A 20,441-nucleotide genomic window follows, 5' to 3' on the forward strand; every position below is an offset into this window, starting at 1 on the left:
TCTCATCGTCACACGCTCCTCGTTTGCAGGACCGGGGAGCTACAGGCTTGCCTAGGTACAGGACCAGCAACAGACCTAGATAGAACTCCGTGCACTTTTGATCGCCCTGATGGGGCCACACGGACAGGCGTCGACAGGGCATGCTGCCCAGCAACTGCTCAACAACTACATGCGGATCCTGGCCTCAGCCACTGCCGATCCGGACACCGCGCCCTCGGCTCTCGTCACGACGCGGCCGAACTCCCTCCCGCAGACAGCGGCGTGCATCCACCATCGGTTCGAGCACGCCGCAGCCAAATATCCCGACAAAATCGCGGTTATTCACAACGATCATAAGATCACGTACCGGGATCTCGAGGCCGTCGGCAACTGTGTGGCTCACCGTCTGATCGAGCGGGGAGTACGGCCAGGAACGACAGTCGGCCATATGCGCCGAACGAGGCCTGGCTTTCATCATCGGTCTGCCAGGCATCGGATTGTCTGCCCAGGCGTGTGTGATTTGGCTTGGCGGACCAGCTTGCTCTATGAGCTGGATGAGTTGTTGCTGACAGGCCGGCCCGCCAGCAACAACTCACCTATCCGCGCGTCATACCTCCGGCGAGGGCTGGCCCGGTCCATGGTCCGGCGGGGCCGGAATTCCTGGCGCTCCAGCAGGCTCGCAGTTGATGGGGTTGCCCGGAACACCCGGCGCGTCACTGGGGAGGCCACGGATGGGCAGGGTCGGCAGCGCGGGCACGCCCGGTGTCGGAACGCCGACCGGGATGCAGGTCATAGGCGGGGCCGGAAGCGTGCTGCTCTCAGTAGTGCCTTCGGCAAAAGCCCCTGCCGACGTAGTGACGAGACCGGCAACGGCCAGGCTGGCCACCGTGAGTGACTGCACGATTCGAATTGCCTTCATCTGAAAGTCTCCGAATGTGTTGTGGGTCGCTCCGAATGTCCATCGGAACGAGCGCTAGTCTGCCTCATCTGGTGTTTGTGGAGCGTCAGGTAGCGCTTTATCGTTTCTTTACGGCTTAAAGTGCGGATTCTGTTGCCCGTATGTACTTTTCGCTCGCAAAGAGCACACTTTGTGGTATATGGAGTGCTATGCGTGTACTCGTGGCCGAGGATGAGAGAATGATGGCGGACGCGGTGGGTGAGGGTTTGCGTGACAACGGACTCGCCGTGGACGTCGTCTACGATGGTGCCGCTGCGCTTGAGCGATGCGTCAGCACCGACTACGACGTAGTTGTACTCGACCGCGGACTACCGTTGGTGCATGGCGACGAAGTATGCCGCTCGCTTATTGCGGAGCGTCGCGAGACACGAATCCTGCTGCTTACCGCTGCGTCCGAAGTCACCGACCGAGTCGCTGGCCTCGAACTCGGTGCGGATGACTATCTGCCGAAACCGTTCGCCTTTGCCGAACTCGTCGCTAGGGTTCGCTCGCTGGGACGGCGAAGCCGGCCGGCGGTACCGCCGATACTGCAACGGGCAGGCATCGCCTTGGACCCGGCACGGCACCGGGTCACGCGTTACGATCGCTCGGTTTCCTTGACCAAAAAGGAATTCGCTGTCCTTGAAGAGTTGCTTCGTGGGGATGGTGCGGTCGTTTCGGCCGAGAAACTATTGGAGACGGCATGGGACGAGAACATCGATCCCTTTACCAACGTCGTGCGCGTAACCATGGTATCGCTACGGCGCAAGCTGGGCGACCCCCCGCCTGTTGAGACCGTTCCCGGTGTTGGGTACCGGATCCCGTGAAACGCTGGCCGCTGCGAATCAAGCTGACGATCGCGTATGTGGTGCTGACAGCGGTCACAGGCGCGATAATGCTCGGACTGATCCTGTTGATGGCGCAGCCGGTAACCCCGGTCGGTACTGGATCCTCGGTTCCTTACTCGTCGTCAGCGGTTCCCGCCCCCGATCGTCCGGTGACGGCGCCAGCTGACCCAGGAGAGCCGGAACTCGTCGACGTTAGCGGCACCGTGACCTATTCTTCCGTACTCGGAAACGGTGTCGTCGCCCTGGTGGTCGTCATGGCGGTGGCCGCAGTTCTCGGGTGGTTGACGGCCCGGCGTGCGCTGCTCCCGATCCGGTCCATCACGAGCGCGGCTCAGCGGGCGGCTGACCAGGAGTTGAGTACGCGCATTTGCCTTTCAGGGCCCAAGGACGAGATCAAGGAACTCGCCGATGCCTTCGACCACATGCTGGCGCGGCTGGAACGGTCGTTCGTCAGCCAGCGCAGATTCCTCGCGAACGCCGCACACGAGCTGAAAACCCCCGTAGCGACGCAGCAAGCGGTCACCGAGGTGGCGATGACGCGACCTGACGCCGGAACCGGGACCATTGAGTTGGGCCGCAAAATCCTCGCCAGCCTGGACCATCAACAGCGCGTACTCACCGGCCTGTTCGCGTTGGCGCAGAACGCCGAAACCATCGAAGGAAGAGACACCGTCAACCTGGCTGATCTCACTGACGGCATCCTGCACGAGCGAATCGCCCGTAACGACGAGCAAATCGAGCCCACATCGGAACTCGACGTGGCCAAGGTCCGTGGTGACGCCGCACTCCTCGAGCAACTGATCCGCAACCTCATCGACAATGCCTTCGTCCACAATGCACCCGGCGGATGGGTGTCCGTACGCACTGTCGGCACGCCGACCGAGTCTGTGCTAGAGATCGCGAACGGCGGTACCCACATCGACACCACCCGGTCTGACCAGTTGTTCGAACCGTTTAAGCGCTCGTGCTTCAACAGGGCGGACCCACCTCCGGGCAGTGGCCTCGGCCTCTCGGTGGTACGGGCGATCTCCGAAGCACATGGCGGCTCCGTCACTGCTCAGCCACGTGACGAGGGCGGGCTCGTCGTCCGGGTTCGCTTGCCAGCGGCATGACACAGCTCCTGCGGACGGGCCTGACCCAGTGCAGCCGCTGGTTGAACTGTCGCTGGCCAGACGATCGCGGTGGGGCATGGCAGCGACGCGCTCTCGGTTGCGGTTCAAGTCGGCGAGGTATGCCTCCAGGCCCGGGCAGGTAGGACACGCCGGTGCTGAGGTCGGAACCCGATGGGGCATGTCCGCCGCCGGCCGCGACGTTGCTGGGTTCAGCATCTACACAATCCTCTGCCAGCCAACCAACAGCCCCGCCGACCTCGCTCACACCACTTGACGATCTATAGGAGCATCAGGCCTGACGAATGGTCGGCGACGTAGCGTCTCGACACACACACGATCCAGAATCATGAAGAGTGGTACATCACCGTGCACGTCCAGGGCAACGAGGCAGACGCGAAGATACGCGCCTTCACTAAGAAGGAGCTGCACGGGTTTTTCGCGCACTGCGATGACCGGGCGGCCTGCATCCGTGCGCTCGGCCGCAAGCGCTGGTTGCCCGCTTTCCGGGACCCGACACTGTTCAAGATCGGCTACGGCTACGGCTACGGCTACGGCCTGCGCCGCAACGAAACCCGGCTGCTCGACGCCGTCGACTTCGGCAGCAACGCCGCCGGACACAAGTTCGGCGAGTACGGGTTATGCCAGGTCAGGTTCGGCAAGGCGAAGAAGGTTCGCCGCCCAAGCAGCACAGCGTGACGACGGTCTGGGCCGGACCAGCGACCCCCGTGAGGAGCGAGCGGTTCACCGAGATCGGCCGTTGTTCGGCGCTGACTAAAACTCTGCCGCCAAGCCGTCCGAGCGGGGGGCTGCGTGTGGGTTCCCAGCGGCCCGATTCCCGCTGCATCACTTACCGCCGGGAACTCGGTCTGGACGACGTCGACTTATTCAGCCAGGTTCTCTCTGCCGTCGGCGGGCCTGCTCGTTCCACGCTCGGCACGGGGTCGACCTCCTGTGAGCCGCCCCGGTGTGTCCGGAGACTTCACCTGTTGGGAAGGGTGGAGTCATGTCGCGTTCGAAGAAGTACCCGCCGGAGTTGCGTGAGCGGACTGTGCGGATGTTCGCCGAGGTCCGTGGTGAGCATGCCTCGGAGTGGTCGGCGATCCGCAACGGATCCACCACAGCGCTCGTGGCTCCGAGGCTGGCCTGCCGTATCAGCCGCTCCACCCGCTTGCGGGCAGGTCCGGACCCTGCCGGCGCAGGGCCTCGTGCACCCGGGGACTGCCGTGGGTGTCATCAGAAATGGTGTGGACGTCCACGATCTCGGCAGTTCCTCATCAGCACACTGGCGGTCCGGCGGCTGGGCCGCCGACCTGACCAGCCGTAGAACGTCCACGGCGCCACACCGATCACCCGGAGAATGGGATCGACCCCGAAGTGGACGCAGCTGCTCAACCAGCTTCATGACCGTCGCCGGGTCGGTCGATCTCGACGCGAAAAAGCACTCGCTGCCTTGAGAATCTCGCTGGTACGCTCGAGGTCCGCGTTCTCCTTCCGCAACCGACGCAACTCCTCCAGCTCACTGATGGTCGGCCGGTCACCCGCTAGCAGTGGACACATGTTAACCCGGGCCGCTCGGTTAGCGACGAGTCGTCACCGACGTCGCCACAGCTCGTAAACCCCAGACCCCTTATTCAGCCTGCATTCGTGCGGCCGGTCCGCTTGGTCCGGTTCTGGCTTGACGAGCCACTGGTATCCCTGTTCGCATGCGTCCGCAGTGGGAAACCAGTACCGGGGCTGTAGCGGACTTCTTCCTTGTTGAACAAGGCGCGTACGTGGTCGGGCTGGTTCTGGCGGCGGCGCAGGTGGGTGCGTGTCGCTGCGGCCAGCTCGGACTTGGTGCGAAGGCTTGGCGTTGCGGTTACGTGATGTTTGACGTCTCCGTTGAGCAGTTCGACGGGGTTGAGTTCGGGGCAGTATCCGGCCAGGAAATGCATCTCGATCCGGTCGTGGTGGCGGGCCAGCCAGTCTGTGAGCAGTCTCGCCCGGTGCACGGGGTGACGGTCTGCGATGAGGTGGATCTTGCGGTCGAGCTGGCGGATGAGCCGTTTGAGGAAGCCGATCCTGATGCTCGCGTTGAACCTACCGGTGAACACGGTGAAGTACAGCTCGCCCTTGTTGCTGATCGCGGACATGGCGTTGACGCCGAACCGCACACCGGTGCGGGGGACCGCCGGGGTGGTCCCCCGGCGCCCAGGTGGCCGTCACCGCCGCATCCGAACGCAGCCTGGTCTGGTCCAGCCACAGGATCATCGCCTGCTCTTTGCGGGAGCGGGCGGAGATCGCGGGATAGTCCTGTTCCACCCAGCGAGCCGCCGCTTCCGGGTATCTCTCGTAGGCGGCCCGGATCGGTTTCTGCGGCGACAGACCCCACGAGCGCAGGTACTTACCGATCGTGACCCGCGAGAGCTGGATACCGAACCAGCGCTCGACCAGCTCCGTGACCTGCCCCCGGGCCCACACCAGCCCCGGCAGCGCCAGCTGATCGGGAAACTTGTGCACCACCCTCGCTTCACCGGGCCTGCTGCCGCGCGGTCAGCGCCTTCTGTTCCTCGGGACGCCGGCCACGTTTCCACGCATCCAGACTTTTATTCCCGTTGGCACGAAACGTATTCACCCAACGCGACACCGACCGCAGCCCCACACCGAAGATCTCCGCGACCTCAGCTTGCGTCCGCCCGGACTCGACCGCCGCGACCGCCCGCCGCCGCAAATCCTTTTGAGAGACAGGCGAAAGCCGCTTGACATCAACCACCGTCACCTTCACGCCATAACCAACGACCACCCACATTTGAGTTACCCATCAATAACTGGTGTTCCGCAGCGTGGAACGATCCGGATCGTTGCGGTCCAAACCGTGGTTATCCTTGCGGCGATCCGACTTCCAGCAGACCGCCTCCTCAGGTGATCGGAGCGGCAGCATGTCAGAAACCATTTTGCCCGAGTTCTCCGCAATGACGTCCTCTTTTGTGCCGCGTGCCCGCGGGGTTGGGCTGATCACGAGTACAGAGCTGCACCGGAAGTTGCTCGACGTGGTGGCCAAGCACGACTTCGATGAGCTCCGTGCGCTCTACCATGACGAGTACGTCTACCACAACGCAAGCGGCGCTGAGCGGCACGGCGCTGAGGCAGGTGTTGAGGTGGCGCGCACGTACACAGAGGCCTTTCCCGACATGAGTTTCGACATCCGGCACATCAACGATGCCGGTGACGGACGCTCGCTCGCCGAGGTCGTCGTGCATGGCACCAACACCGGCCCACTGCATGGAGTGCCCGCGACCGGCCGGACGATCTCACTCCTGATGGCCAACATCATCGAAGTGCGTTCCGGTCTGATCTACCGCGAGTTCGAGTACTACGACTCCATGAGTCTCCTCGGTCAACTGGGCCTCACGGGAAAGGTGATCTGATGCGGGAAACCTCCGCATGCTCGGACTGCAACGCCGTGGTGGTGGGCGCTGGCATCGCCGGCCTCACCGCGGCCTTTCTCCTGCAGCGCGAAGGATATCGCGTCACGGTACTGGAGAGCTCGACCAGAGACGAGGTCGGGGGACGCATGGCGAACGTGGACCACGGCGGCTTTCCCGTCGACCTCGCAGCTTCTCTGCTGTCCTATCGGTATCAGCATCTCCTCCGACTCGCGGCAGCGGTGAACGCTCGGCCGCTCCGGTCGTCGAGCCTGGTCGGTGTCGTGAAACAGGGACGCGTCCAACGGATCAACGTCAAGTCCTTGTCGCGTATGGCAGCAGGCCTGCTAAAGCTGGTGCCACCGACCGACGCGGTTCGACTCCTGGTCGACTACGCCCGACTGCGGCCCTCGCTCAGCTGGGAGGACATGTCGTCGATGTCCACGCAGGATCGCTATTCGGTCTCCGAGTACGCGGCCCGGCGGGGCATCAGTAACGCGACCGTGGACTACGCGCTCGATCTGCTGTGCATCCTCGCCTCGTTGGAGGACGCCGAAGTCACGTCGAGCATCGGGCCCTTCATGATCCTGCGCAGCCTGCTCGGGGGAGGGGGGTTCTTCACCTCGACGGCCGGGGTCGGCTTTCTTCCCCAGGCGCTCGCCGAGCACGTGGTGGTCGAGCACGAGGCGACTGTCCTGTCTGTAGAGGAGCGTGCGGGAGAGGTCGAGGTGACCTGGTGTCGTGACAACGCAACGACAACCGTCCGAGCGGAAGCATGTGTGATCGCGGTGCCGCCGCCGCTCGTCCACGGGATCTACCCCCAGCTTCAAGAAATCGAGAGAACGGCGTTCGAATCGCTGCGGTACGCCGCGAGTATCCACATCGCATTCGGGCTGGACCGGCCTACTTCGGCCAAAGAGGTCGTTCTCGACTTCCCACGCAAGGAGCATCCGGACATGTGCGGATTCGTGTTGCCGCACAACATGGCGGAAGGACGCGTGGCCGCGGGACGTGGTCTCGCCATGGCCCACTTCCGCGGCAACTGGTCGGCGTCACACCTCGACTCCGACGATGAGTTTCTGGCGGCCGCAGCCCTGGCCGGAGCGCGACACCTAGGGGTGCTCCCTGAGCTTGAGAGTCACGCCGAACTGCTCCGCGTCTGCCGCGTTCCTCAGGGTATCGTGGTCCGCCGTCCCGGTGACTACCGAGCGTTGAAGGGGCTCAGCGCGGCACGTCCGGCAGAAAGCAGAGTCCAGCTCGCTGGCGGCGACTTCCTCGCGCACTCGACGACCAATCACAGTGCCGCCTCAGGTATGCGCGCCGCGCAACGAATCGGACGCGTACTCAGCACCCCGATTCCGGCGAGAGTGAGGTAGCCGTGCCAGCATTCGATCTGGCAGCGCAACGCATAGGCGTTCCATTTTCGCCGGCGCGCAGTCCGCACGCGGCAGTACTCGACGCCAACCTCACCGCCTGGCTGAACGAAACGAGTGTCGTCGGCGACGGGGCTGTCGCGCGGCGCGTGCGAGCCGCTCGCTTCAGCGACCTGATCGCTTCCGTGTATCCCCAGGCTGGGTGTTCAGAGCTCAATCTCATCGGACGCCTCATCGTCTGGATGTTCGTCTACGACGACCACTTCGACCCTCATCGACTGGGCCTGGCACCCGACCGGGCGCACCAGGCTGCTGACCAGCTTGCTCGAGTTCTCCGCAGCAGCGGTTCGCCGGGCTCACATGAACCACTGTGGCACGCGCTGGACGAGCTGTGGCACCAGGGCTTTCGCGAGGTCGACCCCCTGCTCAGCGAACGTCTTGCCGACCATCTCCTCGTTTTCGCCAGAGGAGTCGCGCTCGAGGTGTCGATGCGGGTGGACCAGAAAGTGCCGCTACTGGACGCCTACATCGACCTGCGGCTGGACACCTTCGCTTGGCTGGTTCTTGTAGACCTGATCGAGGTTGCCGAAGGCATCGCGGTGCCGCAATGCATACGCAACACAGACACCTATGCCGATCTAATCCGCACCACGGGCAGGATGATGTTCCTCATCAACGACTTGTACTCGTTGAACAAGGAGATCGCCGCCGGCGAAACCCACAACATCGTCTTCGTACTCCAGCGGAAGTACAGCAACGAGCTTTCCGAGGCGTTCGCCAAGGCGGTCGATCTCTTCCGCAACGATGTCGTTCGTTTCGTCGAGCTCCGCACGCGACTGGAAAGGATGTCGTTGCCGCAGGGCGAGCGGATCGCGGTATCCCGGCATGTCCGAGCACTGGAACATATCGTGCGCGGCGAGCTTGACTGGTGCCGGGAGAGCGCGCGGTACCGCACCGGCCCTGCGTCTGGAGAAGCGTTTCTCGACTTGGAGGAAAGGCCAACGTCATGAGGGACTTCAGTCAAGCGGTGGTGATTGGTGCTGGCGTGTCTGGACTGCTGGCAGCGCGGGTGTTGAGCGAGAGGTTCTCCTCCGTGCTCCTGCTTGAACGTGATCGTCTGACAGGTAAGGATCACCGTGCCGGCATACCGCAGTCCCATCACTTACACGCCCTCAGCGCTCGGGGTGGCGAGCTGGTGGAGGAGCTATTCCCAGGCTTCCGCGACGAGCTGAGTGACGCGGGAGCACCGACCTTCGACTTTGGTGCGCAGGTCGCCGTCAGGTTTGCCGACGGTTGGGCGTCAAGACCGCAGACTGGCCTGATCGTCCAGTCGTTCACCCGGTCGCTGTTCGAGTCGTCGCTGCGGGAAAGGGTGCTCGCGCTGCCGGGTGTCGCGCTCGCGGATGGATGCGCCGTGCTTGGTCTGAGAGCCGACGAACGTGCCGTCACCGGTGTCGTTTTCCGCGACGCCGATGGCGAAAGGACGTTGCCCGCGGGTCTTGTTGTGGACGCGAGCGGCCGGTCTTCGCATCTTGCGGAGTGGTTGGAGCAGGCGGGATTCGGCCGACCCAGGGAGGCCGTACTCAATGTGGGAGTGGGATACGCGTCAAGGCTCTACGACAACCCGTCCGATGTATGGCCAGAGTGGACTGGGCTCGCCGAGTTCCTCCAGGCTCCGGACGTGCGACGGGGAGGCTTCGTGTCCAGGGTGGAAGGAGGTCGGATGCTCCTCACCCTTCAAGGCATCGAGGACAGTAAACCCCCCCACGACGAGGAGGCGTTTGCGGAGTACCTCAGAAAGTTGCGCGTGCCCGTGGCCGACCTGGTCGCGCGGATGAGCCCGGCATCATCGATCCGGCGATACTCGCGCACCGAGAACCGCAGACTGGCTTGTCATCGGTTGCGTCGCTGGCCCGATGGGTTGATCGCGGTCGGAGACGCCGTATGTATGTTCAACCCGGTTTACGGGCAGGGTTTGACAGTGAGCGCCTTCGAGGCGACTGACTTGCGTGAGTTCCTGCGGGAATGCCCTCCGCGTGGAATCCCGATCGGTGCTACCAGACGGTTCCAGCGCGTACTGGCCCGCCGGACGCGGTGGCCATGGCTGCTAGCGACCTCATCCGACTGGGGCTGGCAACGACATCGCGCACCGCTGCCGATCCGAGCAGGTCTCAGCTATCTGCGCAGGCTCATGCGCGTGATGCCGCACGATGATGTTGTGTATCAGCAGTTCCTCCGGGTCCTTCACATGGTGGATCCGCCCACGACGCTGGGCCGCCCGTCGATCGTACTACGCGTGCTGCGACACCGGTCCGGCAAAGCCGCTCGCAATGCGCTGCTGTCGGAGCAGCCTCTCGCTGGTGCAGAACATTAAGTCGCACAACGGAAGGGATGCCTCGCTAGGAGGACATCCGTTATGCGGCTCGCAAGAAGGGTTGCGCTCGTACGGCGCGGTCTAGCGATCAACATCGACACGGCGCGCATGGTCCGCGAGGATCGCGCTGATGTCAGCTTTCTAACCCGTGGGCGCGGTGTAGACCGTCGCCAGTGCCTTGGTGATCGCACTCCAGTGCGTCCGGGAGGCGTAGCGCAGGTTGGAGCGCGCCAGGTTCACCACGCACTTCTGCGCGGTGACCAGAGGCTACAGAAGCTGCCGCGTCGTTGTCCGTCACGGTGACCTTTTCCAGCTGAAGCAGATGCTTCAGCTTGTCGGATCACCGCCCCACGCACAAAGGTCTAGACAGTCCCATCTCTCGCACGACTTGACGATCTATTGGAGAATTCTTGTCTACTATGGACTATGCGAGTATCCGGACGAGTTCTCCGAGTGGGCCGTACTCCATTGCACGGTTATCCGTTGATGTGTCGTCGGATTGAGGAGGCGAACGGGCAGCATTGTGAAGTCGTGCGAGCAGTGCCGATAAGCGTTCATGCGGTGCGCCTGGCGTCCGTGTAGTGTCCCTGATCGCAGGCGCGGAGGTCCTTCGGAGGTCGGCGTGAGTTCGTTCGGCGGCAAGGTGGCCATCATCACCGGGGCGACTAGTGTGGAACCGGGCGGAGTGAACATCGGAGGTGCCGCGGCGGCCGAGTTGGCGTCGTGTGGCGCGCGGGTCGTGGTCGCGAGCCGCACGATTGAGAACGTGGAAAGGCTTGCGGCCATGTTGAACGAGAAGCACGGTCCTGGCACCGCGCTCGCCGTCGCTACCGACGTCCGTTCCGAGAACCAGGTCGAGCAGTTGGTGGCCACCGCGGTCGGTGCGTTCGGTGGGTTGCATGTGCTGATCAACGTGGCGGGGATCTTCCCGGTCGGTGACGGCGATCTCGCGTCCATGTCGGTAGATGTGTGGGACGACGTGATGGCGGTCAACTTGCGCGGCACGATGCTGGCCACGAAATATGCGCTTCCGCACCTGCGCGAGGTCGGTGGAGCGATCGTCAACACCGCGTCCACGCACGCGTTCGCCGGTGACAGCGGCCTTACCGCGTACGGCGCGACCAAGGCGGCCATCTTGGCGTTGACCGCGTACACCGCCACGCAATATGGCCAGGAGGGCGTCCGGTGCAACGCGGTGTGCCCTGGCGTCACCATTACGCCTCCTGCGTTGCGACTGCCCGCGGTGATGATGGGCATCTACCGCAGGCACGTCGTTGCGCCTGAGCTCAACGGTCCGGAACGGTTGGCCAAACTCTATTGCTTTCTCGCCTCGGATGACGCCGGTGCCATCAACGGCGAACACGTCCGAGCGGACAACGGCATGCTGGCACAACAACCATTTGTGCCCGACATGCGTGACCTGGCTAGGGCGGCCGTACCCGACGAGCTGGACTGAACCGCCTAACGTAGGAAACGCGGACGCCTAGTCGCTGTTGGTCGCCGCCGCGCACCTCGACGTGATCGTTCCTGGCGATCCGCGGACTCGTTCTTCGCATGCCGTTCACCACGCCGCCGCTGCCCGCATTCGACATTTGGTCCCCGAGGGAGCCGGGGAGGCGGCGATCGTCATGCTGTCGCAGGGGTTCTGATATCCGGAATTTCGGAGGCCCCCGAGCTCGCGTTACCGTGAATGACGGGTCGCGCAGGATGATCGGCACGTTGGTGCAGACGGAGCGTCATGGCGTTGGCCTTGCGCCTGATGGTTTCTATCTTTCGAGATATGCCACATCTGAAGGCGAGAATCACTGCTGCTTTCGTTACCGGCTGTCGTCGCAAGGAGGCCCGCTGTGGCTGAAGTATCTATGGTGGAACTCGATCCCACCGGTCGTAATGTGCACGGGGAAGTCGCCCGGCTGCGTGAGAATGGTCCGGCGGCGTTGGTTCTTCTGCCCGGTGAGGTCCGGGCGTGGTCGGTCACGCGCCCCGAACTGATCAAGAGGCTCGCTGGTGACCCACGGGTGTCGCGAGACCCGCGACGGCACTGGTCGGCGATGGCGACGGTTCCGCCTGATTGGCCGTTGAACGCGTTTGTGCAGCTGAAGTCGCTGATTACCGCTTATGGTGAGGACCATCGACGACTCCGTAAGCCGCTCAGCGGTACCTTCGGCCGGCGGCGGCTCGAACTGCTCCGCCCGCGCATCGAGGAGATCGTCGACCGGTTGATCGACGACATGGACGCTGACGCGGGAACACCGATCTGCCTTCGCGAGCGCTTCGCTGCACAGGTGCCCGCTGAGGTGATGTGGGATCTGTTCGGTGTGCCGGACTCGTTGCGCGCCAGGTTCTCGTCGGGCTTGCCCAGGTTCACCAACACCGCGGCCACGCCTGACGAAGCCGGGGCGGCGTTCAACGAGATGGTCTCGTGCGCGACGGAACTTCTCGCCGTCAAGCGGGTTTTTCCCGGGCAGGATCTGGCTACCGATCTGGTGGAGGGGCAGGCGTCCGATCAGTCGATGACCGACGAAGTCCTCATCCACACCCTTATCACGATGCTCGGTGCGGGCATCGACACCACCTCCAACCACATTGCCAACGCCGCACGCGCGCTGGCGGTGGATCCGGTTCAACGTCGGCTCGCTGTTAGTGGTGAGGTCGGGTGGGATGACGTGGTCGAGGAGTCCTTGCGCAGGGACGGTCCTGTCATGCATTTGCCGTTGCGGTTCGCTGTCGAGGACTTCGACCTGGAAGGCGTGACGATCAAGCAGGGTGATGCGATCCTCTTGGCCTTCGGCGCGCCAGGACGAGACCCGAGCTGGCACGTCGACGCGCACGAGTTCGATTTGACGCGCAGCGAGAAGGATCATCTGGCCTTCGGGTACGGCGTGCACTACTGCGTCGGAGCGCCGTTGGCCCGGCTCGAGGGAGCCATCGCGCTCGAGCGCTTGTTCACCTGTTTTCCCGACCTTGAACTTGCTGTTCCGCCGGACGAGCTGATCCCTCACACCTCGTTCATCGGCTGTGGCTTCCAGTCGCTGCCGGTGAATCTCCGGCCTCGGGTGCCTGCGGAACGCTGAGACGCGAGAACTGCCGCCGGGCGCGGTTTAGAGGTTGCTTGCCGGGCGGCTCTTCAAGGTGAGCTTGCCCGGCATGCCGTGATGGATTCTCATCAGGAGTGAAGTGCTTCGAGGTTAGCGCGGCGGTGCGAGCGGGAAGCGCTGGTCAAGCCATGCGGTGATCTCGGCTGCGGCGAGTGCGGTGCCGGTGGGGTCACCGGGGTTGATGGGGCGGCCGAAGTGCAGGCCGCGAACCGTGGCTGTGGTGAGGTCGTCGGTGCCGAGCGCGTCGATCATGTGGCGGGAGTCGCTGGGGAAGGCTGCTTGATCGCCGGTGAGCTCGATGAACAGGGTGGGGGCGGTGATCTGGGGCGCGCAGCGGACGAATTCGGCGTTCGAGCTCAGTCCGGACCAGGTCGACAGCCACGCCTCGGGGGTGGTGAGGCGGCCGAACCCGACCTGCCCGTAGTTGATCAGATCGGGTCGCCTGCCGAACAGGGAGCCGTACGGGCGCTCGTTCGGGTCGAGTGAGAGGTCCACGGTGCGCGGATCGGCGTCGGTGCGGAACACGGTGATGATGCGGGGCGCCAGTGCGCGGCGCCGGTCCACGGCGCGCGCGCTGGTCTTGAAGGCCGAGCGGGCTTCCGCTGTGCGGGTGAGGTGTTCGCGGGCGACGGCGTCGATCCGGGCTACGCGAGCGCGTTGGGCGGCGCGGTATCGGCGGAGGAACTCCTCGCTGTACGTGGAGCTCGTCGGCGGCTCGGCGAACCCGTTCGCCGGGTGGAACGGGTCGAGCTCGGGGACTGCGGATAGTGGGTCGCACTCGTCGGCGACGGACGGGTCGATGCACGCGAGCAACAGCTGCCCCTGGCCGGGGTGCGGAGCGAGAAATATCGCTCCGTCCACGAGAGGCATCGTGGCTTCGGCGAGCTCGACCGGCCGGCCGCCGGGAGTGGTTGCGATACGCGCGCCGGGGGAGTGCGCGGCCTGTTCGAGGTAGAACGCGAACAGTGTGCCGCCGCCGGAGTGGCCGAGCGTGACGATGGACTCGAAACCCTGCTCGCGCAGGAACACCTGTCCGGCCGCGACGTCGAGCAGCGCCTGCTCGTGCAGGAGGGTGAGATCGTTGTTGACCGACCGGGTCTGCTGGGTCCAGACGGCCGCTCCGGCGCGCAGCAGCAGCGGTACCAGCGGGTGGTGCGTGACGTCCTGGCGCGGGTGCATCAGGCATACGACCGTGCGTGCACTGGGCACCGTGGCCAGCACGCCATGCACTGTGGCTCCGTCGGAGGTGGTCAGCCTGTGCACGGAGGTGACCGTGGCTGCTGGCCGTTCCTCGATGGCGACGTGGCGGCCGGCGCCGAGCCGCATCGGTGGCGCGCCGTCGCTCACGCTGGCTCCACTCGCAACGCGTTCTTGTCGTGCTGGGTGATGCGGCTGTTGCGGGCCACACCCCCGATGGCGGAGTACCAGACCGCGTGCCGGCAGCCGGTGGCGCGCCGGTCGATGACGATCGGGCCAGCCGCGTATATCTCGAAGTACGGGCCGATCCGCCCGATGGTCACCTCGGGATCCTCGGCGGCGACCTCGGCCAGTGCGGTGTTCTCAGGCACGTCGAGGACGTAGAGCGTCGTCATCGCCCGGCCTCTTGCCGGTAGCGTGCTTGCTTCCAGTTCGCCGCGCGTTCGACGATCAGCTCCGCCTTGCGGAGCAGCAGTTTGCCGAACGTCGGCTCCGGGTCGCCGACGACGTCGAGCAGTGCGTCGATGGTGAGGTTCGCGTCGAGGTCCTCCTGTGGCGTCACCGGACGCAGCGCCCTGGTGATCTCGAACATGTAGCCGTTCGGGTCGTGGGTGTAGATCGACTCGATGGTCTCGTGCTGGATCTGCATTTCCACGGGCCAGTCGCTCGCGTCGAGCCGGCGTCGGTACTCCAGCAGGTCTTCCTCGTTCTCGACGTGGATAGCCAGGTGCCGCGAGCGCACGAAGAATTCCGGGACCTCTTCGCCGAAGCGGGCGTACGCGTCGCCCTTCGCTCCGGCGGGGCCGCCGATCTCCGCGCCGGTGCCGAAGTAGTAGAAGAACGCGATTCGGTCGTTGTTGCCGATGTCGAAGAAGAAGTGGATGAAGTCGGGGTGGTTTTCCGGACCCCAGCCCGCCGCGCAGATCGAGTGCACGACCGGGAAGCCGAGCACGTCGCGGTAGAAGCGCACTGTGGCTGCCGGGTCGAACGTCGGGAAAGCGACATGGTCGACCCCCTGCACTCGGTGGTCCGGCTCTGTCATTGGCCGCCTCCTCGACGTCGCGCGTGCGGGCATCCTGGACCTTACGCTCGATTCAACGATTGAGTCAATGGTTCGACGTTAACGCTGAAACCGGTGGCAGGCAACGCGCGAGCACGAAACGCCCGCCGCCGCTCGCGCCGACCCGTGCCTGCCCGCACGTCATCGAGCAGTCCGGGCGGTACAAACGTCGTCAAGATCCCCAACGTCGAGTCGGCAAGCCACCGGTCCACGGCGCAGGCTGGCCCGAGGGTGAACAGACACAGAGCAACTCCCATGTAGGACCGATGATCTAGCAATGATCAGTCCGAACCGGGGCGTCGTTGCTCCCTCGGCCTGCCAGGGTTTGTGCAAAGTTGACCCGTCTGGTTTTGGGCCTTTTCGGGTAGTAGGTTCAGAAGTCGTTCGGGTCTGTGGTTGCCGGCGTGCAGGGCGGGTTGGATGCCGGTCACTCCGTTCTGGCGGTGCAGGGTGATCGCGGTGTTGCGTAAGAGGCGAGGTTCTGCGGTGCGTTGCCGATGCGTGCGCGGTGATGGTCTTCGTTGAAGGCGACGTCACGGACCAGGTGGGGTCGCGCCCCGGCCCTAGTGCCCCTGAACCAGTCTGGCCAGGTCATCCGGGTGGTGTCGGACGGTGGCAGGTTGGTCAGGTAGTGCACCGCTTCGATGCTGGCGGGTTTGCCTTTCGGTCGGCGCCAGCGGCGGATCCGGACGGCCTGCCGGGCCCGGAGTAGCTCTGATCGCAGATTGTCTTCCAGGGTAAGGAATTTCACGCTGCTGATCTCGGCCCAGCCATGCCCGCGGGTGCGATCACGGGTATCCAGACGCGCGTTGTTCCAGAGCAGGGTTTTCAGCTGCTGATGCGTACCCAGGGCGGTCGCCTTTGACCGGCAGCCTGGCCAACAACCTCGCTGCGGGAGGTCATCGCGGCCACCACCTGCGTTTGCGGCATCTCTTCCCGCCCGGTGACCGCGGCCCGCATCGTCTCGCCATCGACAGCGACCGCCTCCGCCGGCTCGCTGCCCTGCAGCATCCAGCCGGACAACGCCTGATCGAGCTCGCCATGATCGACCCCGGCCAGCACCCGCGCGAAGGTCCAGCCCGACGGGGTGCCCGACCACGAACACACCCCGAGCTCGACCACGAGACAGACCGGCAGATCCGCGGCGTACTCGACGACCTCGAAGAACGTCTTGGCCCCGGCGGCCACCGCCAGGGCCAGCGGCAACGGCAGCCGCTACCGCAGGCCGCGGGCATTGCGGGTAGACCATCATGGACTCAACACCCCGATGATCTCTCATCAAAGTCGCACCCTCGTCCTGTGTCCCGCCTGGTCAGAGAACCCCGCTGCCTCAGATCAATCTTGCACACTCCCTGCCTACCGCGCCCAAGGAATGGGGGCGTACCAGATCTTGGAGAGAGCATCTCGGTTGAAAGGACGTGTCCGTGCCGGAGGAGCGCCGGAAGTTCGGTCCCCAGTTCAAGCCGAGGCGGTGCAGATGGTGGTGACCACCGGCCGCCTGTCGCTGAGGTGAGGTTTTGCCCGGTTGGTGGACACCTGATCTGTCCGGACGTTCGGTCCCTGGGAAGGAGTCAACGCAGTGCCGAACTATCCGTATGAGTTCCGTCGTCAGATGGTGGAGCAGGTGCGTGCCGGGCGGCCGCCGGGGGAGTTGGCCCAACTGCGCCGTGAAAACAAGATCTTGTGTGAAGAAAAGAAGATCTTGCGCGTTCGTGAGCGCGGAGAGGCAGAGTGGGAGAACGGAAGGGGCAGTTTCGTTTAGCGAATGGCGCTTTCGTGACGATCCTCGGCCATGATGGGTTACGGCTAGAACGGCGCAGCTGCCGGGCATCCCAGGGGACACGTACATCAGGAGCGCTGCGGCGCGGCCAGGCAAAGGTAGTTGGCAATAGGAGGGTCGCGTGCGCGACGAGGTGGAAGGGCGAGCTAGTTCCAAGCGGTCACGGGGGAGATCTGGCAGACGCGGGAAACGGAGTAGGGCGTGGCGCGTGGTTCGCGTGGGCGCAATCGCCGCCACCTTCCTAGTGGTGTTGGGCGGAGCCGCTGCCTTCGGAATCGGTTACTGGATGTGGCCCCTCCCAGATCCGCAGGAGATCGCGCGCAAGACGGATCAGTCCGTCTCGATCACGTTTTCCGACCGCACCGAGATGACTCGGATCGTGCCGTCTTCCGGTAATCGGATCTTGGTCGGCGACCTGCGTGGTGAGGTGTCGCAGGAGATGCGCGACGCCACTCTCGCAGCAGAGGACATCTCCTTTTACCAGAACCGCGGCTTCGACTTGACCGGGATTCTGCGGGCGGCTTGGGCGCAGGTCACCGGAGGTGTGGGCGGCGGGTCGACGCTCACGCAGCAGTACATCAAGCTCGCCACCGGAGCCGACGAACACAGCTACTTCCGGAAGTTCAAGGAGATAGTGCTCGCGTTCAAGGTGACCAACGAGCTGCCCAAGGACGAAATCCTCAAGGCATACCTGAACACCGCATACTACGGGCGCGGCGCGTACGGTATCCATGCTGCGGCCGAGGCGTACTTCGGCAAGCTCCCCCGGGACCTCGATGCCAGCGAGTCGGCGCTGCTGGCAGGGATGGTTCAGCGGCCGACCATGAACGATCCCGCCTACAACCCGGAGCAGGGGCGAGCACGGTGGGACTACGTCGCAGGACAGATGCGTGAGCATGGCTTGGTCAGTGCGGAAGAAAGCGCACGGATGCGGCTGCCGGAAACCAGGAATCGCTTCGCCTGGAAGGGCGAGGAACTCACCGGATCCGTCTACCACGTCAGGCAACAGGTGTTGGAGGAAGCCGAGCGCGCAGGTTTCACCGAGGACGTGCTCCAGCGCAACGGGTACACGATCATCACCACGATCGACCCCGCCGCCCAGCAGGCGGCCGAGGCCGCCGTCTCGGCAGCGACCCATAGCGGCTTCCCGAATCTGCACGCAGCACTGGTCGCGGTCGAACCGAGCACGGGGGCGGTGCGCGCGTACCACAGCGGTGCCGCGGCCGTCGGTGGCTACGACTGGGCGGACGCGCCGCAGTATCCCGGATCGGCGTTCCAGCCCGTCGTCCGGCTCGCAACGATCCGGGATGCAGCTGGCGCCCTCCACTCGTGCACGGAGCCGGAGTGCAGGACCGCAACGGGCCTCGGCGAACAAAGCTCCGGCAAGGTTCTCGCTTCCATCCGGGACACCGCTCTGCGACTGGGTTTTTCTAGCCGCATCGCGGGGGGACTTGACTTCGCTGAACCTTCCGGTGACTCGCTCAATCGCATGCTCGCGGGCGAATACCCGGTTAGCGCAACGGACATGGCACACGCCTACGCGACGTTCGCCGCTGACGGCCAAGAACGTCGGCCGCGGTTTCTCGACGCCATCGTCGACAAGGACGGCCGCGAGGTCGCCTCCTTCGAATCGGAACCGCAACCGGCCTTTGCTACCGACCCCGAGAAATCGAAAAGCTTGGCGCGCACCTTCACCAGTACTCTCTGGCCAGAGACAGCACGACCGGCTCCGAGCGGAACGCAGCCGCCCGTGGTCGATACCGGACGCTACTACTCGATGACCGCCTGGGCGAATGGCTACACGCCGCAGCTCGCCACTTCCGTTGCCCTCAGCGCCTCCGACGACGAGAACAAGGCCCAGGGCCTCTTCGGCCCGGACGGCCAGCCGCTCGACGGCAGCGCCGCCGCCTCCGGGATCTGGAAAGTCTTCATGAGCGACCAGGATGTCCGGACGGCGCGGCAGCAGCCTCACTCGCGACCAGGCGGGCCCTGAGTGAGGTTCCGACTTGTATGTAGGTACCGGTTGGACAGTGCCAGCGGACACGAAAAAATCCGGGCAGGCGGACAGTGCAGTCCGGGTAGGTGGACGCCAAGTCTCCGGGTCGGCAGATAGCAGATCTCCGGAGAAGTACCTGAACAGTCATAAACAAGCGGGATCCCTGCGGTCGGGGTTGGCTCTGGATGTTGATCACAGTGCCTGGCCGTCCCGGAGGGATCCCTTGAGTAAGTCTGACGGGGAAATCATGGAGATCTTGGAAGCGTTCGACCGAACACATTGCGCTCACTCCGCAGCACAACTGGTCGGGGTAGACGAGAAGCCCGTCACCGATATTTCACCCTCCGTGACAGTGGTCGGGCCCCGTTCCAGCGGTCCCGGCGAGCCCGGCTGATCGACCCGCCCCTGGACAAGAGCGAGGAGATGGGCGAGGACTCTCAGGGGAGATCGCGTTCCTCGGCCTGAGTGAGAGTGCACGCCGCTGGCGGGTGGAGGCCGGCGCGACCGGTGTGACACGGATCCGGGCGAAGATGACCCGCGCGATCGAACTCGCCGCGGTCATCGGCGCGGCCGAGGTCGACAAGGCGTTGGGGCTGGCGGCGATCGCCGGCCGGTTCGGCGAGGACGACCTGGCTTCGATCCCGGACCACCTGGCCACCGCCGCCCTGGTCGGAGAAGTCGTGGCCGTCGACGAGAACCATTCCGCCCAACCAGGCGCCTCCGGCTGGGAAGGGTTCGGATCATGAGCGGCCCCAAGCACCCGAGCTGACCGAGGAACTGGACCGCATCCTGCGGCGGATGCGGATTCCCTACCTGCGCAAGGCCGCCCCGACGTCCTGGCGACCGCGCGATCGCAGCGCTGGGATCCCGCCGAGGTCCGGTGTGTTGCTTGTCCGAGGAGACCAGCGGCTGCAACTCCGCGACCCGACGGGCAACGCCTTCGCAGCCGCAGCGGCGGCACCACCACTGGTCAGGCTCGAGGACCCGGCAGGCGAGCACGACACGACCGGGCTCGAGTCATTCGGCTGGTCACGACTAGGCCGAGCTCGTCGAGTCGGCAGAACGTGCTCAGGTCAGGGCAGGCGAAGGTAGCGTCAGACAAGTCGAGGTCTTCTGGATGGGTGGCGTGAGAACCTCCTTCATCAGGGACCTCGACCCCTCTTTGTCAGGATGAGATGAGACACCTGGTGTGAGTGCCGGGTGCCGGAGCGAGGGCGGGATCGGAGATCCTGATAGACGTGTCCACTTCATCCGACAGGCCCGGCAAGCCGGCTCAGCAGCCT

20 protein-coding genes and 2 pseudogenes are annotated in these 20,441 nt (G+C 64.6%); 13 read left to right on the forward strand and 9 right to left on the reverse strand.

Annotated features, from left to right (window positions below; all coding sequences use genetic code 11):
- Positions 1–169 precede the first annotated feature (169 nt).
- The 4 genes from E1288_RS50610 to E1288_RS48370 all read left to right on the forward strand — a co-directional run bounded on the left by E1288_RS50610 (position 170) and on the right by E1288_RS48370 (position 3,572).
- Positions 170–874 (forward strand): AMP-binding protein, encoded by a 705-nt coding sequence (locus tag E1288_RS50610; RefSeq protein ID WP_408014315.1) that lies wholly within the window; start codon positions 170–172, stop codon positions 872–874.
- Between the two features lie 212 nt (positions 875–1,086).
- Positions 1,087–1,743 (forward strand): response regulator transcription factor, encoded by a 657-nt coding sequence (locus E1288_RS42450; RefSeq protein WP_132494444.1) that lies wholly within the window; start codon positions 1,087–1,089, stop codon positions 1,741–1,743.
- Positions 1,740–2,876, forward strand: coding sequence for a sensor histidine kinase (locus E1288_RS42455; RefSeq protein WP_132494446.1), 1,137 nt, complete (start codon positions 1,740–1,742; stop codon positions 2,874–2,876). Before E1288_RS42450 ends, E1288_RS42455 begins: the two co-directional genes overlap by 4 nt.
- A 366-nt stretch (positions 2,877–3,242) precedes the next feature.
- Complete coding sequence (locus E1288_RS48370; RefSeq protein ID WP_207954874.1) at positions 3,243–3,572, forward strand: hypothetical protein; 330 nt, start codon at positions 3,243–3,245, stop codon at positions 3,570–3,572.
- A 935-nt stretch (positions 3,573–4,507) separates the two neighbouring features.
- Here E1288_RS48370 and E1288_RS42470 read toward each other — a convergent pair.
- The 3 genes from E1288_RS42470 to E1288_RS42480 are packed head-to-tail and all read right to left on the reverse strand — an operon-like array spanning position 4,508 to position 5,664.
- Positions 4,508–5,008, reverse strand: coding sequence for a transposase (locus E1288_RS42470; RefSeq protein ID WP_235884203.1), 501 nt, complete (start codon positions 5,006–5,008; stop codon positions 4,508–4,510).
- Entirely contained in the window at positions 4,956–5,378 is a 423-nt protein-coding gene (locus E1288_RS42475) for a winged helix-turn-helix domain-containing protein (RefSeq protein ID WP_132494452.1), read from the reverse strand. The genes E1288_RS42470 and E1288_RS42475 overlap by 53 nt, the downstream gene beginning before the upstream one ends.
- Positions 5,379–5,385: 7 nt before the next feature.
- On the reverse strand, positions 5,386–5,664 hold the full coding sequence (locus E1288_RS42480; protein ID WP_132494454.1) for a helix-turn-helix domain-containing protein: 279 nt from the start codon (positions 5,662–5,664) through the stop codon (positions 5,386–5,388).
- A gap of 130 nt (positions 5,665–5,794) precedes the next feature.
- On the opposite strand from E1288_RS42480, the gene E1288_RS42485 reads away from it, so the two are divergent.
- From E1288_RS42485 to E1288_RS42500, 4 genes are read left to right on the forward strand one after another with little or no spacing between them, the layout of a single operon-like run.
- The gene (locus E1288_RS42485) at positions 5,795–6,283 is read left to right on the forward strand and encodes an ester cyclase (RefSeq protein ID WP_132494456.1); all 489 of its coding nucleotides are present in this window, start codon (positions 5,795–5,797) and stop codon (positions 6,281–6,283) included.
- The gene (locus E1288_RS42490) at positions 6,283–7,656 is read left to right on the forward strand and encodes a protoporphyrinogen/coproporphyrinogen oxidase (protein ID WP_132494458.1); all 1,374 of its coding nucleotides are present in this window, start codon (positions 6,283–6,285) and stop codon (positions 7,654–7,656) included. Before E1288_RS42485 ends, E1288_RS42490 begins: the two co-directional genes overlap by 1 nt.
- Before the next feature lie 2 nt (positions 7,657–7,658).
- Positions 7,659–8,663, forward strand: coding sequence for a terpene synthase family protein (locus E1288_RS42495; RefSeq protein WP_132494460.1), 1,005 nt, complete (start codon positions 7,659–7,661; stop codon positions 8,661–8,663).
- Positions 8,660–10,027 carry an NAD(P)/FAD-dependent oxidoreductase gene (locus E1288_RS42500; RefSeq protein ID WP_132494462.1) on the forward strand — a complete coding sequence of 456 codons (1,368 nt, stop codon included), beginning with the start codon at positions 8,660–8,662 and terminating at the stop codon, positions 10,025–10,027. Before E1288_RS42495 ends, E1288_RS42500 begins: the two co-directional genes overlap by 4 nt.
- 147 nt (positions 10,028–10,174) lie before the next feature.
- Here the strand turns inward: E1288_RS42500 and E1288_RS50615 are convergent.
- A pseudogene (locus E1288_RS50615) lies at positions 10,175–10,294 on the reverse strand (transposase); the annotation flags it as partial.
- 355 nt (positions 10,295–10,649) lie between these two features.
- Between E1288_RS50615 and E1288_RS42510 the strand changes: the two are divergent.
- Both E1288_RS42510 and E1288_RS42515 read left to right on the forward strand, forming a co-directional pair.
- A complete protein-coding gene (locus E1288_RS42510) occupies positions 10,650–11,483 on the forward strand; it encodes an SDR family NAD(P)-dependent oxidoreductase (RefSeq protein ID WP_207954875.1) in 834 nt (277 codons plus the stop codon).
- 391 nt (positions 11,484–11,874) lie between these two features.
- On the forward strand, positions 11,875–13,101 hold the full coding sequence (locus E1288_RS42515; RefSeq protein ID WP_235884204.1) for a cytochrome P450 family protein: 1,227 nt from the start codon (positions 11,875–11,877) through the stop codon (positions 13,099–13,101).
- Between the two features lie 114 nt (positions 13,102–13,215).
- On the opposite strand, the gene E1288_RS42520 is transcribed toward E1288_RS42515, so the two are convergent.
- From E1288_RS42520 to E1288_RS42535, 4 genes are all read right to left on the reverse strand, one after another.
- Positions 13,216–14,451: an alpha/beta fold hydrolase gene (locus tag E1288_RS42520; protein ID WP_132494479.1), complete on the reverse strand. Its 1,236-nt coding sequence runs from the start codon at positions 14,449–14,451 to the stop codon at positions 13,216–13,218.
- A 17-nt stretch (positions 14,452–14,468) separates the two neighbouring features.
- On the reverse strand, positions 14,469–14,717 hold the full coding sequence (locus E1288_RS42525; RefSeq protein ID WP_132494468.1) for a hypothetical protein: 249 nt from the start codon (positions 14,715–14,717) through the stop codon (positions 14,469–14,471).
- Positions 14,714–15,364, reverse strand: coding sequence for a VOC family protein (locus E1288_RS42530; RefSeq protein ID WP_132494470.1), 651 nt, complete (start codon positions 15,362–15,364; stop codon positions 14,714–14,716). The genes E1288_RS42525 and E1288_RS42530 overlap by 4 nt, the downstream gene beginning before the upstream one ends.
- An 846-nt stretch (positions 15,365–16,210) precedes the next feature.
- Positions 16,211–16,588: a transposase family protein gene (locus tag E1288_RS42535; protein WP_165968562.1), complete on the reverse strand. Its 378-nt coding sequence runs from the start codon at positions 16,586–16,588 to the stop codon at positions 16,211–16,213.
- A 373-nt stretch (positions 16,589–16,961) separates the two neighbouring features.
- Here E1288_RS42535 and E1288_RS42540 point away from each other — a divergent pair, with 373 nt between their 5' ends.
- The 3 genes from E1288_RS42540 (at position 16,962) to E1288_RS47590 (ending at position 19,904) form a co-directional block, all read left to right on the forward strand.
- Positions 16,962–17,144 (forward strand): hypothetical protein, encoded by a 183-nt coding sequence (locus tag E1288_RS42540; RefSeq protein WP_132494474.1) that lies wholly within the window; start codon positions 16,962–16,964, stop codon positions 17,142–17,144.
- A gap of 235 nt (positions 17,145–17,379) precedes the next feature.
- Entirely contained in the window at positions 17,380–19,155 is a 1,776-nt protein-coding gene (locus E1288_RS42545) for a transglycosylase domain-containing protein (RefSeq protein ID WP_132494475.1), read from the forward strand.
- A 533-nt stretch (positions 19,156–19,688) separates the two neighbouring features.
- Entirely contained in the window at positions 19,689–19,904 is a 216-nt protein-coding gene (locus tag E1288_RS47590; RefSeq protein ID WP_165968561.1) for a hypothetical protein, read from the forward strand.
- 181 nt (positions 19,905–20,085) lie between these two features.
- On the opposite strand, the pseudogene E1288_RS42550 reads toward E1288_RS47590, so the two are convergent.
- Positions 20,086–20,260 (reverse strand): annotated as a pseudogene (locus tag E1288_RS42550) (ISL3 family transposase); the annotation flags it as partial.
- Positions 20,261–20,441: the final 181 nt, after the last annotated feature.

The sequence above is a fragment of the Saccharopolyspora elongata genome, from assembly GCF_004348985.1.
Lineage (GTDB): Bacteria > Actinomycetota > Actinomycetes > Mycobacteriales > Pseudonocardiaceae > Saccharopolyspora > Saccharopolyspora elongata.